The 15,377-nt window shown below is 45.9% G+C and carries 18 protein-coding genes; 1 reads left to right on the top strand and 17 read right to left on the bottom strand.

What is annotated here, in order from left to right; all coding sequences use genetic code 11:
* Positions 1–4 precede the first annotated feature (4 nt).
* Positions 5–367, bottom strand: a complete 363-nt coding sequence (locus tag H8B21_RS04125; RefSeq protein ID WP_190312497.1) for a phage holin family protein — start codon at positions 365–367, stop codon at positions 5–7.
* Positions 368–513: 146 nt separating this feature from the next.
* Between H8B21_RS04125 and H8B21_RS04120 the strand changes: the two genes are divergently transcribed.
* The gene (locus H8B21_RS04120; protein WP_190312496.1) at positions 514–1,197 is read left to right on the top strand and encodes a Crp/Fnr family transcriptional regulator; all 684 of its coding nucleotides are present in this window, start codon (positions 514–516) and stop codon (positions 1,195–1,197) included.
* A 20-nt stretch (positions 1,198–1,217) separates the two neighbouring features.
* Here H8B21_RS04120 and H8B21_RS04115 read toward each other — a convergent pair whose 3' ends face one another.
* The 16 genes from H8B21_RS04115 to nirD all read right to left on the bottom strand — a co-directional run bounded on the left by H8B21_RS04115 (position 1,218) and on the right by nirD (position 15,368).
* Positions 1,218–1,661, bottom strand: coding sequence for a molybdopterin-dependent oxidoreductase (locus H8B21_RS04115; RefSeq protein WP_190312495.1), 444 nt, complete (start codon positions 1,659–1,661; stop codon positions 1,218–1,220).
* Positions 1,662–1,724: 63 nt separating this feature from the next.
* Positions 1,725–1,925 (bottom strand): cytochrome-c peroxidase, encoded by a 201-nt coding sequence (locus tag H8B21_RS04110; RefSeq protein WP_190312494.1) that lies wholly within the window; start codon positions 1,923–1,925, stop codon positions 1,725–1,727.
* An 11-nt stretch (positions 1,926–1,936) separates the two neighbouring features.
* On the bottom strand, positions 1,937–2,323 hold the full coding sequence (locus tag H8B21_RS04105) for a TonB-dependent receptor plug domain-containing protein (protein ID WP_190312493.1): 387 nt from the start codon (positions 2,321–2,323) through the stop codon (positions 1,937–1,939).
* Between the two features lie 7 nt (positions 2,324–2,330).
* Positions 2,331–2,945, bottom strand: a complete 615-nt coding sequence (gene mobA / locus H8B21_RS04100) for a molybdenum cofactor guanylyltransferase (protein WP_190312492.1) — start codon at positions 2,943–2,945, stop codon at positions 2,331–2,333.
* An 8-nt stretch (positions 2,946–2,953) separates the two neighbouring features.
* The gene (locus H8B21_RS04095) at positions 2,954–3,400 is read right to left on the bottom strand and encodes a molybdenum cofactor biosynthesis protein MoaE (protein WP_190312491.1); all 447 of its coding nucleotides are present in this window, start codon (positions 3,398–3,400) and stop codon (positions 2,954–2,956) included.
* Between the two features lie 2 nt (positions 3,401–3,402).
* On the bottom strand, positions 3,403–3,639 hold the full coding sequence (locus H8B21_RS04090) for a MoaD/ThiS family protein (RefSeq protein ID WP_190312490.1): 237 nt from the start codon (positions 3,637–3,639) through the stop codon (positions 3,403–3,405).
* Positions 3,640–3,641: 2 nt separating this feature from the next.
* The gene (gene moaA / locus H8B21_RS04085) at positions 3,642–4,592 is read right to left on the bottom strand and encodes a GTP 3',8-cyclase MoaA (protein ID WP_190312489.1); all 951 of its coding nucleotides are present in this window, start codon (positions 4,590–4,592) and stop codon (positions 3,642–3,644) included.
* On the bottom strand, positions 4,592–5,320 hold the full coding sequence (locus tag H8B21_RS04080; RefSeq protein ID WP_190312488.1) for a sulfite exporter TauE/SafE family protein: 729 nt from the start codon (positions 5,318–5,320) through the stop codon (positions 4,592–4,594). The genes moaA and H8B21_RS04080 overlap by 1 nt, the downstream gene beginning before the upstream one ends.
* Position 5,321: 1 nt before the next feature.
* Positions 5,322–6,818 (bottom strand): rubredoxin, encoded by a 1,497-nt coding sequence (locus tag H8B21_RS04075; protein ID WP_190312487.1) that lies wholly within the window; start codon positions 6,816–6,818, stop codon positions 5,322–5,324.
* Positions 6,811–10,323, bottom strand: coding sequence for a nitrate reductase (locus H8B21_RS04070; protein WP_190312486.1), 3,513 nt, complete (start codon positions 10,321–10,323; stop codon positions 6,811–6,813). Before H8B21_RS04070 ends, H8B21_RS04075 begins: the two co-directional genes overlap by 8 nt.
* 28 nt (positions 10,324–10,351) lie before the next feature.
* Entirely contained in the window at positions 10,352–11,674 is a 1,323-nt protein-coding gene (locus H8B21_RS04065; protein WP_190312485.1) for an MFS transporter, read from the bottom strand.
* 12 nt (positions 11,675–11,686) lie between these two features.
* Positions 11,687–12,895: a molybdopterin molybdotransferase MoeA gene (locus H8B21_RS04060; RefSeq protein WP_190312484.1), complete on the bottom strand. Its 1,209-nt coding sequence runs from the start codon at positions 12,893–12,895 to the stop codon at positions 11,687–11,689.
* Between the two features lies 1 nt (position 12,896).
* Complete coding sequence (gene moaCB, locus H8B21_RS04055; RefSeq protein ID WP_190312483.1) at positions 12,897–13,847, bottom strand: bifunctional molybdenum cofactor biosynthesis protein MoaC/MoaB; 951 nt, start codon at positions 13,845–13,847, stop codon at positions 12,897–12,899.
* The gene (locus H8B21_RS04050; RefSeq protein WP_223814878.1) at positions 13,844–14,590 is read right to left on the bottom strand and encodes a HesA/MoeB/ThiF family protein; all 747 of its coding nucleotides are present in this window, start codon (positions 14,588–14,590) and stop codon (positions 13,844–13,846) included. The genes moaCB and H8B21_RS04050 overlap by 4 nt, the downstream gene beginning before the upstream one ends.
* Positions 14,591–14,603: 13 nt before the next feature.
* Positions 14,604–14,993 (bottom strand): hypothetical protein, encoded by a 390-nt coding sequence (locus tag H8B21_RS04045; protein WP_223814821.1) that lies wholly within the window; start codon positions 14,991–14,993, stop codon positions 14,604–14,606.
* A 27-nt stretch (positions 14,994–15,020) separates the two neighbouring features.
* On the bottom strand, positions 15,021–15,368 hold the full coding sequence (nirD, locus tag H8B21_RS04040) for a nitrite reductase small subunit NirD (RefSeq protein WP_148917271.1): 348 nt from the start codon (positions 15,366–15,368) through the stop codon (positions 15,021–15,023).
* Between the last annotated feature and the right edge of the window lie 9 nt (positions 15,369–15,377).

Genomic DNA, 15,377 nt, shown 5'->3' with positions numbered 1-15,377 from the left:
TACCTTATCGGCGTCTTCTATCTTCTCCCCCAACGAAGATACTGCCAAATATCATTTCGATGATAGCTACTACGATAGCAAACAGAGCAGCTGTCCAGAAACCTTCTACATCAAATTTATCTCCCATAAGTTTGTCACTTAATAGGATCATCAATATGGTAATGATAAAAGAAACAAGGCCAAACGTAAGCCAATTTAACGGGAAAGTGAACAGTCTTAAAATACCGCCTACAATGGCATTTACCAATCCAATAACCAAACCAGTTACAATTGCCCACCAAAAACCGGCTACATGTGCCCCGGGGACGATATAGGCCGCGATAGCAATCACTGCGCCTGTAATAAATAAGTTGATAATAAACCTCATAATAAGTTGTGTGCTAATGTAATTTATACTTTTAACCTAATCAAAAAAAGTGCCAAAGGGTGGAATTTTCTTAATAGCACTTATTCGTTTAGCGCTCATAAAAGATTAATATTGTAAATGGAGAATTAATTTCTTAAATTAAATAGATGAGCAAAAAGTTGAATAATTGTGATCATTCTTGCTTTATGTGCCGCCATGCCGGGCGAGATTGGTGGGAAAATATCGATATCCGGCGACAGATTATCAAGGCAAAAAAGGGGCAGCAAATCATTGATGAAGGAGAGGAAGCTAAAGGAGTCTATTTTGTGCAAGAAGGATTGGTCAAAGTACATAAAAGACATGGAGATAAAGAAAGTATTGTACGTTTTGCTAACAAAGGCGATATTATAGGACATCGTGGTATGCCGGGAGATAAACCTACTTTTCCGATATCGGCCACTTGTCTAGAAAATTGCGTACTGTGTTTTGTTCCCTTCGATTTTTTTAAAAAATTATTGAGAACGAATCCGGCGCTAACGTACGCCATGTTGATGTTTTATGCGGATGAATTACAGGTTTCTGAGCGAAAAGCGACTAATCAGGTTCATTTGTCGGTTAAGGGAAGGCTTGCATGGAGTTTTTTTCAGTTGGAGGAGAAAATGGGGATTGATGAGGAAGGGTATATCAAATTGATTTTATCCAGAACAGATCTGGCGGCGTATGTGGGGTCGACCTACGAAAGTGTATACCGTATGATGACCGAGTTGGTGACGGAGGGCGTTATAGAGTCGGTTGATAAGCGTGTCAAAATAAAGGATAGGGCAAAACTTCTTAGTCATAGTAAATCGTAGTAGCAATTTCCTCTCGGACATTAATCTCGACTATAAACGATATCGACATATCTGACCTCCCGTACCCAACGTGAATGTAATCTGTCGTTTGGAGCAATGATCCGCAAGGGACCAACCGCCTTATTCAAGAGATTCCCATCCTGTCCGATAGCGAGCAAAACCGCAGCTTCATCCGTTTTCGGATCAAGCTCAGGTAGTGTGAACAAAACTTTATAACCATCGCCGGCTGTCACGACAACCAGCTTTTGCAATTCCTCTCCCTTGAGCTGATCTCTGGTGGGTACACCTGCCAATGCCAAAACATCCACCAAACGAACGACATCATATAACACCATATCACCTTGTTGGCGCGTGGCCGCATAACGCTGCATAGGTAAACGATTCAACTCCGCCATCGTCAATGCACATTTTTGGGTTACATCGCCACCGATTTCCAAAAGTACTTGGGCATGGATTCTCCCCATGATCAATATAGTTAAAACGGGCGTTAAAGCGTATAATAATATAGTTTTCGTATCAGATTATGATTATTTAGTTGAAAGGATTTGAAAATGAGGGAACTGTTTGACCCACAGTAAATTTACAAGTGCCATCGCATTGCGGGTTGTCAAACGGCCATCGTGACCTGTACTATATCGACGGTTATCAGCAAAGGCGTACTGTTGTTTATGGCAGCATACGCAAGACACGGTATTACGGGCGGAAAGCCGCGTTTCGTAGAATAGCATCCTACCAAGCTTCACGCCCTCCTCTTCGCCAGATCGAATGTTGTAAAACGTCCCATATCAACATATCCATCATAGGGTACATAGACCGGAACGCCATCAATGAATACGGGGGTCTGCCGTAAATTGAAACCCCTTAGATATACGACAGACTCATTTCTCGCACCGATATTTGCTAAATGAATACCCGGAAGCATATTCAATGCTTCACCTACGGTAGTGCGGTTATAGTTAGCCATATCATCCGCATAGACAGCGGATAAGCTATCGGCGGGATTAGCCGCCGTCACCACCACTTCGCCAAGCTCGAAAGAACGGACAGATTTTTCAGGTTGGTTTGCTGTCTGTGCCGGGAGGACATATGGTAGACAGAGTAACAGGATGGAAAGTGTTTTTTTCATAATTTTTTCAATGTAACTCACTCTTTTGCCATTTACGAATATGCGCTGGCGTATTGTAGTTCCGGAAATCTTTCCTGTTTCCGGCTGTGGGGAGTTTTACCGCACAAAGGTTTTTTATCGCACGTCTTACCGAAAAGTTTGTTAGGCGGGCATTTTTATATTCAATAGATAATTTCTGTAGACCGGAAGCAGTATAAATGGCACACAGGGGTTCGACCTGTTCCTCTTTTTCAAACAGATATACATCTGCTTGCACGATCTGCCGGCGAATGTCCATTAGCCGCTGTAATAATGGCGTTTCTACATCAATCATATCGCAAGGCAGCACAAGGATGTCTGCTTCGGGAAATAACTGATGGGTGCTTAACAAACCTGCCAAAGGGCCCTCTACGTCGACTTGATCGATGACCAAGCTTTCGGAAGGAAAAATCTGACCGTAGGCTTCTTGCTGGAGCGGATTAATGGAAAGATATGTTTTCAGCCCCAGACTTTCCAACCTATCGGCCATATGTATGGCCCAAGGACGACCATCCTTGCGTAATTGTCCTTTGTCGGTTCCCATACGGCTGCTTTTACCGCCGCATAGGACCAGCCCTAACAAGATATGTGCTGTATTTTCCATTGATAAAACTATAGTTCCATATTGCCTGTTGACTTCTGCTGGCAGGCGCAGTGTCCTCCCCAAGCTCGTTCACCATCCACAAAATGCTCACATTTCCATAAGGGTACCTGGTGTTTGATACGATCGATGATATATTGATTGGCTGCATAGGCTTCCGCGCGATGGGCAGCCGCTGTAATGACCACCACTGCTGTTTCCATAACCGAAACCTTGCCTAACCGATGGACGGCGATGGCAACCTGTAGCTCCCAGCGTTGTTTTGCTTCATCCAGTAATGCGGCAATCATCTTGTTGGCCATCTGCTCGGCGGCCTCGTAAGAAAGATGCGAAACTTCTTTTCCCTGGTGGTTATTCCGCACTTCTCCACTAAACAATACAACGCCCCCTGCTGCTGGATGATGCGCCTGCTCCCAAAGTGCCATTACATCGATTTTTTCAGTGCTTAGATGTATCATCGTTAACCTCCGCTACTGGGTGGAATGACTAAGACAAGATCGCCCTGACGAAGCGGGTAATCCTCATGGACAAACGTATCATCTACGGCAAACCGACATTGCTCTAGTAATGTTTTGGCAAACGATTGCTGATCAATCAGGTAGCGTCGTAAAGAATTGATGTCTTCTGGAGTCTCTCGGACCTCCATAACGGGCGGGAAGTAATCCTTCAATCCCGCAAAAAATTCCACAGTAATCATATTTATCCTCCAATTGTTAACATACTCATTTCACTTCCGGAAAACCGCATTTGTTTTTGCCTCAATGCGGCGTGTAAGCCCGCCTCCAATCCTTGCTGACTATTAACCTCCCGAAGCGGTATAGGCGTGTTGCTACTTAAACAGCCATAAATATTCCCCTGGCAGTCTAGTCGCAGGCGGTTGCAGTCTGCACAAAAAGGCTGGCTCTCATTGGCAATGATTCCGAAGCTATGCCCGCAGGACGTACGCCAATATGTAGCGGTGTCTCCGTATTTCTTTACCTGCTCGTGGATTTCATAGACGCTACTTATTCTGTCCAGTATGGCTTGCCGGGAGAAGAACTTACTGTCGGTATCGCCAAATAGGTGACCCATGCCCATCAATTCCAAAAAGCGTATTTTAATGCCGTGCCGGAACGCAAAATCCAGTAAAGGCAAAATCTCCTGATCGTTTTCACCGGCCATAATCACGGTGTTAATTTTCACCTCCAATCCTATTTCCTGGGCGGCTATTATGCCTTCGACTACGTGCTTTAGCCCCGTCCGCTTGGTTACCCTATAGAAGGAACTTTCGGATAATGCATCCAGCGAGACATTGATGGACCGAAGACCAGCTTGTTGGAGAGCAACCACTTTTTTCGCGAGCAAAAAGCCGTTTGTCGTCATGCGGATATCTTGGATGCCCAATTGTCGGATGCCCTTTGTTAACTTGGTAAGGTCGGGATATAGCAGTGGCTCACCCCCTGTTAAACGGATCGTCTGTAGATGCAGCAGATGGTGCAAACGACCTATGAGATCGATGAGTTCATCGCTGGACAATACCGCAGATTTCGGTGTTGTTGTGGTGAGCCCATCTTCACATACACAATAAGTGCACGCAAAGTTGCATCTATCTAATAGGCTTACGCGTAGGACGCTGAATGATCTTCCGATAGGGTCTGTCAAGGTGTGCATTACATAAAAAATAATAGTTTACAACAAGCGATCAGGAGCACTACACTCAGCAAGGTGCGTACCGTTGCCATCTGGAAACGTGCACTTCCAAAATACGCCCCGGTAAATCCTCCGACAGCTGCCGCAGAAAACCATAGGGCAAATGATGGATCAATGTATATCGGTGTGGTGTTGCCGAGCAAGCCACTGAAAGAATTTAATGTTATAAAAATGGCAGAAGTAGCCGCAGCCTCTTTGGCATTGGTCCAACCCAACAAGATAAGTAGCGGGCTTAGAAAGATACCGCCGCCGATATTGAGCATACCCGACAAAAGGCCGATAATGGCGCCTATGAGTAATGCCAATGGTATATTTACCGTTTTACGCTTTTGGTGCTCCTTGGGGGTTATACCGAGTAGCCGGATGGTAGGCAATATGAGGGCAAGACCGAGTAGCACAAAATAGACTTTCCCTTCAAGCGCATACCGGGCACCTAGAAATGCTGTTGGAATAGAGGTGATCAAAAATGGCCAACAGGTAGACCACCTGAAGTGCCCGGCACGGCGAAATTGGAAGAACCCTGTGCCGGCAACAAGCATATTGAGCATTAATATAAGCGGTTTGTATTGTGCTACCGGAATGGAAAAAATAGAAAAGACAGCAATGTAACCGCTGGCACCTCCGTGTCCAACAGAGGCATACAAGAAACCAACAACGAATAGGACGAATGCGATATAATAGAGTTCCATGTCAATGCTTTAAAGGGATGGTGTTGATTTGATCAAATGCTATAAATTCTTTCTTGGGAGAGCCACATAGACCACAGGTATAATCTGCAGGTAGATCGTCGAAGGCAATGCCTGGTTCTATTGCCGCTAATACATCCCCATAAGCGGGATCGTAAATACTGAGGCAATGTGGACAACGGAATAAGGATTGCTGCGGGGCGCTATGCGAAAACTCCGGTAAATCGGAGGGATGATGTTCAGACACCGGAAGGCTGTTTTGTAATGTAGCATCGTAAAAGCAATCACAAAGTGTTTTTAGGGTCGCGGGTAACGATTTCTCGGTGACACGTTGTTTATAGAGAACGAGGTTATAGGAGTTGGCCTTGAAATCTTGCGTGTGGAAAACATCGAAGCAGGGTTCACGGTTCCCATCGTTGATCTGTTTGATGATAATCGAACCCCAAATGCCGCTGTTTGATCCAATCTTGATGCCAAAGCATAGCCGATAAGTTCGAATATTCCAACGATCGAAATATCGGGCGATGGAACGCTTCAATTTCAATGCCGGTTCACACCAGTCTTCGATTTGCCAGTTTAGCTCGTTGGAAGCGTGGCGCAAATTAATACGATGTCTGTCGAGAATGATATCCCATCCTTTGCGATCTTGCTGCCGGATGTCTTTAATAATGAGTGACCGCCAGGGCGTCGTATAGATCTGGCCCACCCGAGACGTCTGGCAGACGTTGCAAACGTCCAGCAAAAAGGAAACGGTGTAACACTCGTCTGGCCGGTAAATGCCTAGCCAATATTTATCGTCATATTGGTTAAAGCCTTCATAATAGGGAAGACGGAAATCCGATTCCGTTAACGGTTCTTGGGCTTGTTGACAATGAAACGCACCCGACGCTTTAATTTTTAATTCCAGATCCGCACATAGCGTAGTAATGTCGTCTTCTGCTATATCTTCGTTATCCATTATGGCGCTTTCCAGTTCCTTGCTAATGGCGGCAATATCCATGGAATAAATGAGTGATGACCAGCTCCTTACTTGATTTGTTTTGGGCCATCGGATATATACATGCCAATAATTGCCCACGCCTGAGGATACAAAATTCAGGTTGCCGGTATAATAAGGTACAAACGACTGATTCGCATCGACGATGTTGATCTTTAGTTTTGGAGTATACTCAAAGGAGGCTAAAATATCCTTATAAATTCCTTCTCTCAACCAATGTGGCTGATTGTAAAGCCCGTCGGCCACATAAGAACTAACCATATTTGGATAATGGTTTTCATTCACTTCATACAGCAGTTCTTGATTGAAGAGCTGATATTCGATATCTTCCATTTGCGCCGGGGAGGCAGAGAAAAGCAGTTGTTGGCGTGCGCCGATTTTAACGGTTTTTACATCTGCCGCATGCGCCGCTTCCAGTATGGCCTTAAAATCACCCACCGATACATAGCCTCCGGGCAGATTGATTTTTACGTGTTGCCATTCCGGTAGTGTCTGCTTAGCCATTCATGACCTCCATTTCTTCTTTTTCGGCTAAAAAACTATCCAAAATTGCCATCACCTGTGGACGGCAAGAGCCGCAGCCTGTTCCGGCACCACTGGTTTCGCATAATGCTTTCAACGCTGTGCATCCGGATTGGATGAGCTTGTGCAAGTTCCCTTCACCTACCTGGCTGCAACTGCAAATCAACTTGCCAATAACCGGTTCTTTTGCGCTACCGCTACGTAATAGCTGCAGACGTTTTTCACTAAGTTCTGTCTTATTGGTGATCAGGTCTTTGAATTCTAGGAATTCATTCTTATCACCAATAAGCACAGCGCCTACTAAGCGATCCTGGTAAATAATACATTTTTTATAATAGCGCTTTGCCTTGTCAATAAATACAATCTCTTCATATTCCTCGTTCGGACAATCGACAATACCAATACTACAGAGATCGAAGCCCTGTATCTTAATGATGTTCATAAAGACAGAACCCTGATAAATACTGCCGATGTCACCGTTATGATAACGGGCCACCACAGCACTTTGCTGTTCGGCAGCAGCCGAAAAGCCGTACATGATCCCTTCAAATTCTGCAATTTCGCCGATGGCGTAGATAGCTGGATCACTTGTTTGTAATCTATTGTTTACCACCACCCCACGCTGACAATGTAATCCGGCGGCTTTTGCCAGCTCAATATTGGGCGTCGTACCGATAGCAACGATAACGGCATCGCATTTGATCTGTCTGCCACTCTTTAATTCCACCTTATTGACCTTGTTTCTGCCGTAATAGAGTTGTACCTCATCGTTGTAAAAGACATCACAGCCTTGGTCAATCATTTCTTCGTGGAGCAATTGGCTGCCGAGTACATCCAATTGCCGGTTCAAAAAGCGCGAAACACGCTGTACAACCGTTACCTGTACGTCCATTTCCCGCAAACTCGCCGCCATCTCCAAGCCCAGTAACCCGCCTCCGATAATGACGACAGAAGCGTCCTTACGGAGGAATTTACGGAGATTATCGGCATCCGAACGATGTCTGATGCTGAATATCCCCGGTAACGATGGAATATCTTTGGGCATCGCCGACCGACTGCCGGTGCCGAGGATCAAGGTGTCATAAGGTGTTTTTATTCCTCTTGAATCTTCCACGTATTTATGCGCACGATCGATGCGGGTCACCGTAACGCCTCTGATATGGTTAATGCCGTAGACATTTTTTTCTTCCTCATCCCGCATTTTGACGAGCTCCTCCCATTGTTGATCGCCGCTTACATAATGCGGTAGCATGACCCGGTTGTAAAAGGGCAGGTTTTCATTACTGATCACCGTTATCTCATCCCTTGTATTGATTTCTCGGAAAGCTTTGACAAAACCAAAAGCGCCGGCGCCGGCGCCGACGATCACAATGCGTTCAAACGGCTTCTTATAAGGAACTACCTGTACGGCGCAGAATTTAAAATCTGGCTCTTTTGAAATGGGATCCACCAAGGGGTTGGTGAGGTTATTTGCCCGATGTAAGTCGGTGTCGCCAAGCTTTCCCCAGTGCATGGGGAGAAAGACACAACCGGCCTTTATGCTGGTGCTGAGACTGGCCTTGACACGTACATGGCCTCGTCTTGAGGTGATTTCGACCAATTGCCCGTCGTTTATACCGAGACGTTCGGCATCATCGCGATGAATTTCGAGCTGAGATTCGCTGATATGCTGTTTCAGCTTACTGACTTTACCGGTCTTGGACATGGTATGCCATTGGTCACGGATGCGTCCGGTGGTCAGAATAAAAGGAAAGGCAGTGTCCGGTAATTCACTTTGGAGATCCGTGTCGGGGCTATGGATAATTGCTTTTCTGGACGGGGTATAGAAATCATGATCGGCAAATAAACGCGTTGTTCCTATTTTCCGTCGCTTATTATAGGGCCATTGAATGGTTTTATGTTTGTCAATCTGTACATAATCCAGCCCTTCGATATGCAGATTTGTTTTAGCGGTGAGTCGCGTGTGTTCTTTGTATATGGCTTCGGTGTTTGGGTAATCAAAACCTTTGAAACCCATTTTTTTGGCAAAGCGACAGATAATTTCGGCGTCAGGGAGTGCTTCGCCCGGAGGTTCGATGATTTTGTGCAAATGACTGATTCTGCGTTCGGAATTGGTCATTGTTCCTTCTTTTTCTGCCCAGGCGGCTGCGGGCAAAATAACGTCCGCATAGGCTAAGGTTTGAGGCTTGTTGCTGATTTCCTGTACTACCACAAATTTAGCTTTTTCCAAGGCCTGTTCTACTTTTCGTGTATCGGGTAGGCTTGTCAACGGATTAGTACACAATATCCAAACAGCTTTCAGCTTGCCGTCGGCTAGTGCCTCAAACATTTCGGTTGCTGTAAGGCCCGGTTTGTCGGATAGCGTAGTTCCTCCCCAAAAATCAGCCACTTCCTGTCGGTGTATTTCGTTTTTCAGATCACGGTGTGCAGGCAATAAATTAGCCAGACCACCGACTTCCCGGCCTCCCATAGCATTTGGTTGACCTGTTAATGAGAAAGGTCCGGAACCCGGCTTACCGATTTTTCCCGTGATCAAGTTGAGGTTAATGAGGGATAGATTTTTATCCACACCTTTCACACTTTGGTTAAGTCCCATCGTCCACATGGTCAATAGGGATTTGGATTCACCTATATAGGTTGCGGCTTGACGGATTTCATATTCGGGTATACAGCAAATATGTGCTGCCTCTGTTATGGTGCGCTCAAATACACGTGTTTTATAATCTTCAAATCCCTCTGTATGGTGTGCTATAAAATGGTAATCAATATCATCATTTTCAATCAAAAGCCGGCCAATAGCATAATTCAAAACGATATCTGTACCGGGTTGAATTTGTAGGTGCAGGTCAGCAATGGCTGCTGTATCTGTTTTTCGAGGATCGACCAAAATGATTTTAGTCTGTGGGTGGTTTGCTTTGTGGGCTTCTACCCGACGCCAAAGAATGGGGTGGCACCAAGCGGGGTTGGCGCCTTCCACTAAAAAGCAGTCGGAGAGTTCAATATCATCGTAGCAAATAGGCACGGAGTCCTCACCCAGGGCCATTTTATAGGCGGCAACGGCGCTGCTCATACATAGGCGTGAATTGGTGTCTATGTTGTTGCTGCCTATAAAGCCTTTTATAAGTTTATTGATGACATAATATTCTTCCGTGAGGCACTGGCCGGACGCGTAAAAAGCGACGGCGTCTGGACCGTACTTATCTATCATCGTGCGGAATACAGCTGCTGTACGGGTTAATGCGTCTTCCCAACTTACCCGTTGCATCGGCATGTTGCGGTGATATCGCATTTGCGGATAAAGCAGACGATCCGATTTATCGTTTACCGTGTATTGTAGATTCATGCCCTTGCTGCACAATTTCCCCCGGTTGACCGGATGCTCCTCATCGCCTGTTACCGTCACGGAATCGTGCTTATCCAGCCGAATTTTCACGCCGCATCCGACACCGCAATAACAACAGGTACTTGTTACTTCTTTTTCTTTCATGTCTGACAAAAGGCAAATCAATTGATGTTTATTGTTGAAAGTCGAGCTCTCCTGTCTCTATGCTGTTTTTGATGGCGGGCTTTGGCTGGAATCTAGTCACCGCAACGAGCAAACCGATGAACACGACCCCTACACCAATATATTGAAAGGCATCTGCATAGGTTAAGTTTTCGGACTTGAACAGAAAACCAACCAACATGGCGCCGATGTTTCCGCCGGCACCTACTATACCACTGACGACACCAATATTGTCTTTATTGATAAAAGGGACGATTCCGTATGTGCAGCCATTGGCCATTTTCAGAAACAATGCGAAAATCAGCATGGAAACAATAGCGAAGACCAAAGAGCCGGAAGCGGCAAACAAAGCAATACCAATGCCTTCCAAAACTAAAAGCAGCCCTAACAATGTTCCTTTTCCTTTTAGTCCGAATCGCCTGCCGACTTTATCACTCACGATACCTCCCAGTGCACGGGCGAAAATATTCATGCCACCGAATATGCCGGCCATAGCACCCGCTACAATGATACTGGTTCCAAAACGGTCTATAAAAAATATCGCAGCTACGTTATCTACGGTTATCTCAATACCGAAGCAGGCGGCATAAGCGAGTGTCAATACCCATACGCGATAGTCCTGCAATGCCTCCACAAGCGATCCCTTGCTTTTTTTCTGATAAGCGGGCACGTCTCTTTTCTGCAAATCGTTGAAATTCCCCGCTGGTGTATCTGTGGTGTATCGGTAGTATATAAAAGCCATGAGTAGCAAGATGATGCCAGGGACAACCATGGCGAGTCTCCATGAATCCGCTTCGCTAACAAAACCCATCGCGGCAAAACCCGCAGCAATTAATGGCATGACCAAATTGGTAACACCACCGCCGAGATTTCCCCACCCACCGGTTACAGCGTTGGCGGTGCCGACAATATTGGGAGCAAACATCATAGATGTGTGAAATTGGGTGATGACAAAAGAAGCGCCAACAATGCCGATACAGAATCTGAACAGCAAAAAAGAGGCATAACTGTTGCTGAGGCCGATAAACATGATCGGGATAGCGCCCACAATTAATAAAATGGTATAGGTGATGCGTGGACCTAACGTGTCGCACAACTTCCCGATCAGTAAACGGGCAATAATGGTAGCAGAGACGGACGCTATAATGATATTACCGACCTCACTTTTGGTCAAATTCAGCTGATCGCGAATCATGGGCATCAAAGGCGCTACACCAAACCATCCAAAGAAACAGAAAAAGAATGTTATCCAGGTGATATGGAATGTACGCATCTGAACGCCTTTAAACGAAAAGATGTTAAGCTTTGAAAGGGGAGATTGGTTCTGTTGCATCGTTAGTATAGTTTAAATGATGTTAAAAAAAGGGTGCAAAGAGAGCACCGGTATGGTGTCGTTTTTTGTGATTTCTTGTTTGTTATGGACATGCCAGCCGATGCCGTCGCATCCGACGGTCGCTGTTATATCCCCTGAGCCGTGGTGAGGTTTCCAGGTGTATCCGTACTCTTCGGGATGCCGAAAAACAGGAAAAAACTCGTCGAGGGAAGATTTCTTCGATCTGGGAACTGCTAATCTCACCTTTTGGAAACGTTCGTTCGTAAACCCCAGACATCCGTGGAGATACTCCTCCACAAATAGTTTGAAAGTCATGAAACATGATAAGGGGTTTCCGGGCAACGCAAATATGATCTTGCCTTCTGGTAAGAATCCCACCAAAAGGGGTTTGCCGGGCTTAATGGAGACTTTATGAAATAGTATCTCTACGCCCAGTTCTCGTAAAATCTGGGGCACATGATCGGCATCGCCAGCAGAAACACCGCCGTTGATCAGGATGAGTTGCTGCTGCGTGGCTTGTTTCAGGGCCGCTGATAACGCTTTGGGTTCATCTGACACATGCTGACAAGACCGAATGGGTAATTGCCATTGTTCGCAAAGCGCGAGCAATAGATATTGATTACTGTTGCGGATTTGAAAGTGCGTTGGTTGCTGCTGGATCTCTACCACTTCATTGCCGGTTGTGACAATCCCTACTGTGGGCATTTTATAAACGGGTACAAGGTGGATACCTAAAGCTGCCAACGTTCCGGTCAACGAGATATCACAAACCCGAGGCGCGGTAACGGCCAGCTCGCTTTTCTTCAGATCTTCTGCTTGTTGTGCGAGGTGCTGCCCACGCGAGACAGTTTCGCCGAGGATAAGAGCTGTTTCGTTTGGGGTATAGATGAGATCTTCTTTGCGGATGATGGTGTCTGCTTCACGGGGGCAAGCGGCGCCGGTCATGATCTTATAGCATTCACCGGCTGCAATAGTTGTAGGCGTTTCCATCCCCGCAAAAATGGTGTCCCGAATACGGAATTCCCGGATGCCGTTATTCCAATCGTCCATGCGTATGGCTATTCCGTCCATCGCCGCGCGGTTAAATGGAGGATAATCCCTGTCTGCGAAGATGGGATGAGCCAGTACACGATTTAAGGATTGGGCGAGTGGTACGTGTTCTACGGGAAGCTGCTTTACCATGCTTCGAATCTTGTCCCGGGCTTCCAGATAGGTCAGCATATCAATGTCCTCCTCCCATCATCATTTTCCGGGCATGAAACAAGGCTGGCAAAATAGCCTCTAAACATTCCTTCACGCCGTTGGTACTTCCAGGTAATGTGACGACAAGTGAGTTGCGAATTGTGCCGGCAACGGAACGGCTCATCATAGCCAATGGCGTCCGTTGCTGCCCGTGTCCGCGCATGGCTTCGACAATGCCATCTGCAGTTTTGTCTACTAATTCGGAAACAGCTTCCACGGTTACATCTCGTGGTCCCAATCCGGTTCCGCCCGTTGTAAAAATAAAGGGTATATCTTGGTCAACCCAGGCTTCGATGGCTTGTTGGATGAGCGGTTTTTCATCTGCAACGATTTGGTAATCCAGTACCTGTGCGCCGGTAGCCTGCAACATTTCTTCGATTTTTCGCCCACTATTATCCTGTCGTTGCCCGCTAGCGGTAGCATCGGAACAGACCAAAACAGCACAGGTAGCCAGCGGTGCCAGGAAATGATTATGATCAGATTTACCACCTGTTTTTTTCGCTAGCCGGATATGACCGATCTCCAATTGATCGTCGACAGGTTTTAACATATCATAAAGCTCGAGCGCTGCTATGGATGCGGCGGTCAGCGCCTCCATCTCTATACCGGTACGACCAATCGACTTGGCCGCTACCGTAATCAATATCCCGGCACGCAATGGCGGTGTTCCAATAAAAAAATCTGGATGGGAGCTGGGATAGATATACTCGAAATCGACCTGCATCCCGTCAATATTGACGGGATGGCAGTGTGGAAGTAACTGCGGGGTGGCCTTTGCACCCAAAAATGCTGCTGCCCGGGCAACATCCAGTAGATTCCCTTTTGGCAACTTATCTTGTTTAATCTTGATAGCCGTGGATTCCGTGATATATATAACGGCGTTAGCGGATGCGGTACGTAACGTGCTAATTTTATGGTTTATATCTCTCATGCCTTCATTTCTAGGGTGGTCTCTGTTGGACCGGACTGTAAAGAAAAATTAATGACTCGTTTCTGAAGGGAGAGTACATCGAATAAAAGCAATTTACCCGTCAGTTTGTCTGGCAAATCCAACAACACTTTGATGACCTCATTTGCCATCAGCATACCCGCTACCATACTGCCGATGACGTAAGTGCCCGAAACTTCGCAACCCATCCCTTCGCCGGCCGGCTGCAGGGTAAATACATCATCTATGGCCAGGCGCTGTGTCTCGTTATTAAACACGGTAATCTGTACTTCAGAACGGAAAATAGATCCGTATACGATAGGTATACCAAGTTGAATACCCGCATGACCGATTCGTAATCGAGATGGGAAATTGTCTGTGGCGTCGATGACGATATCATATGCAGAAAATATCGCATGAATATTGGTTTCATCTACAAAAAATGGATATGCTTTGAAGATCGTTTCCTGATATCGGTCCCTTAAATGGGTGACGGCAGCTGCAGTCTTCCATTCTCCAACTTGTGCTGGTGTGTAGAGATATTGGCGCGCCAGATTTTTGAGCTCAACTTTATCGCCGTCGAGTATTCCAATATATCCGATACCGCTAGAGGCTAGTGCAGAAATCACAGGGCAACCCAGGCCTCCGGCACCAACCACCAGAACGCGGGTACATTTTAATTTGTCGAGACCCTTCTTGCCAATAAACGGCAGTTGAAGATGATCGCTAAAAAATCTGCTATGCATTTCTCTCATGTGGTTATATCTTATATCCCAAACCGATACCTAAAGTCCACCTCCCATTGTCCACATTTGTCTTGGGTATATAGAATGTCGGTACCTGTATTGCCAGATGCTTAAAAATGGTTAAGGTAGCACCAAAACCTAATGTGGGGGTAAGCGTAGCATTCTTTACGGCGGAGGTGTCTTCTTTAATTTTGACAGAGGGTAAAAATCCCAACATAAGATTCCATTTCTGTGTGGTATATTTCACGGCAGGTCCGGTACAGTTAATATATGCGCCGTTGTCCGCATAGCCCGCTACAATAATACCGTCAAAAGCTTGGGCACTAATTTTTTTATGCTGCGCATGTAAAACTGCTGTCAGCATTATAAATGCTATCGTACAAAAGGTGCGATTTGTCTTCATGTTGCGATGGATTACGGTGATCATGTATTAGTTTTGTAATGCAATATATACGAACCCGTCTTCCACTTTTACTGGATAGGTTTTGATGGCGCATTCATCGCCGGAGAGACATTCGCCAGTGTCCAGTGCGAATGTTTTCTTGTGAAAAGGGCAGGCGATCTTGGGTTTGTCTCCTAACGATCCGATCATGCCGCGACTCAGGATCATTTGCTTTTTATGGGGGCATTCATTCTGCGTGGCGTACCATTCATTACGGCGCTTGAAATAGAACAAAGCAACCTGCTGATCCTCTAGTTTTAAACAGACACCTCCATTTTCAATGGTATCTTCTACTCGACAAGCTAATTTCCATGAAGTGGTTGTTAACGTTTCCATAATGATATT

It is taken from the genome of Sphingobacterium chuzhouense (genome assembly GCF_014692525.1).
Lineage (GTDB): Bacteria > Bacteroidota > Bacteroidia > Sphingobacteriales > Sphingobacteriaceae > Sphingobacterium > Sphingobacterium chuzhouense.
This window is presented reverse-complemented; position numbering and strand designations above follow the sequence as displayed.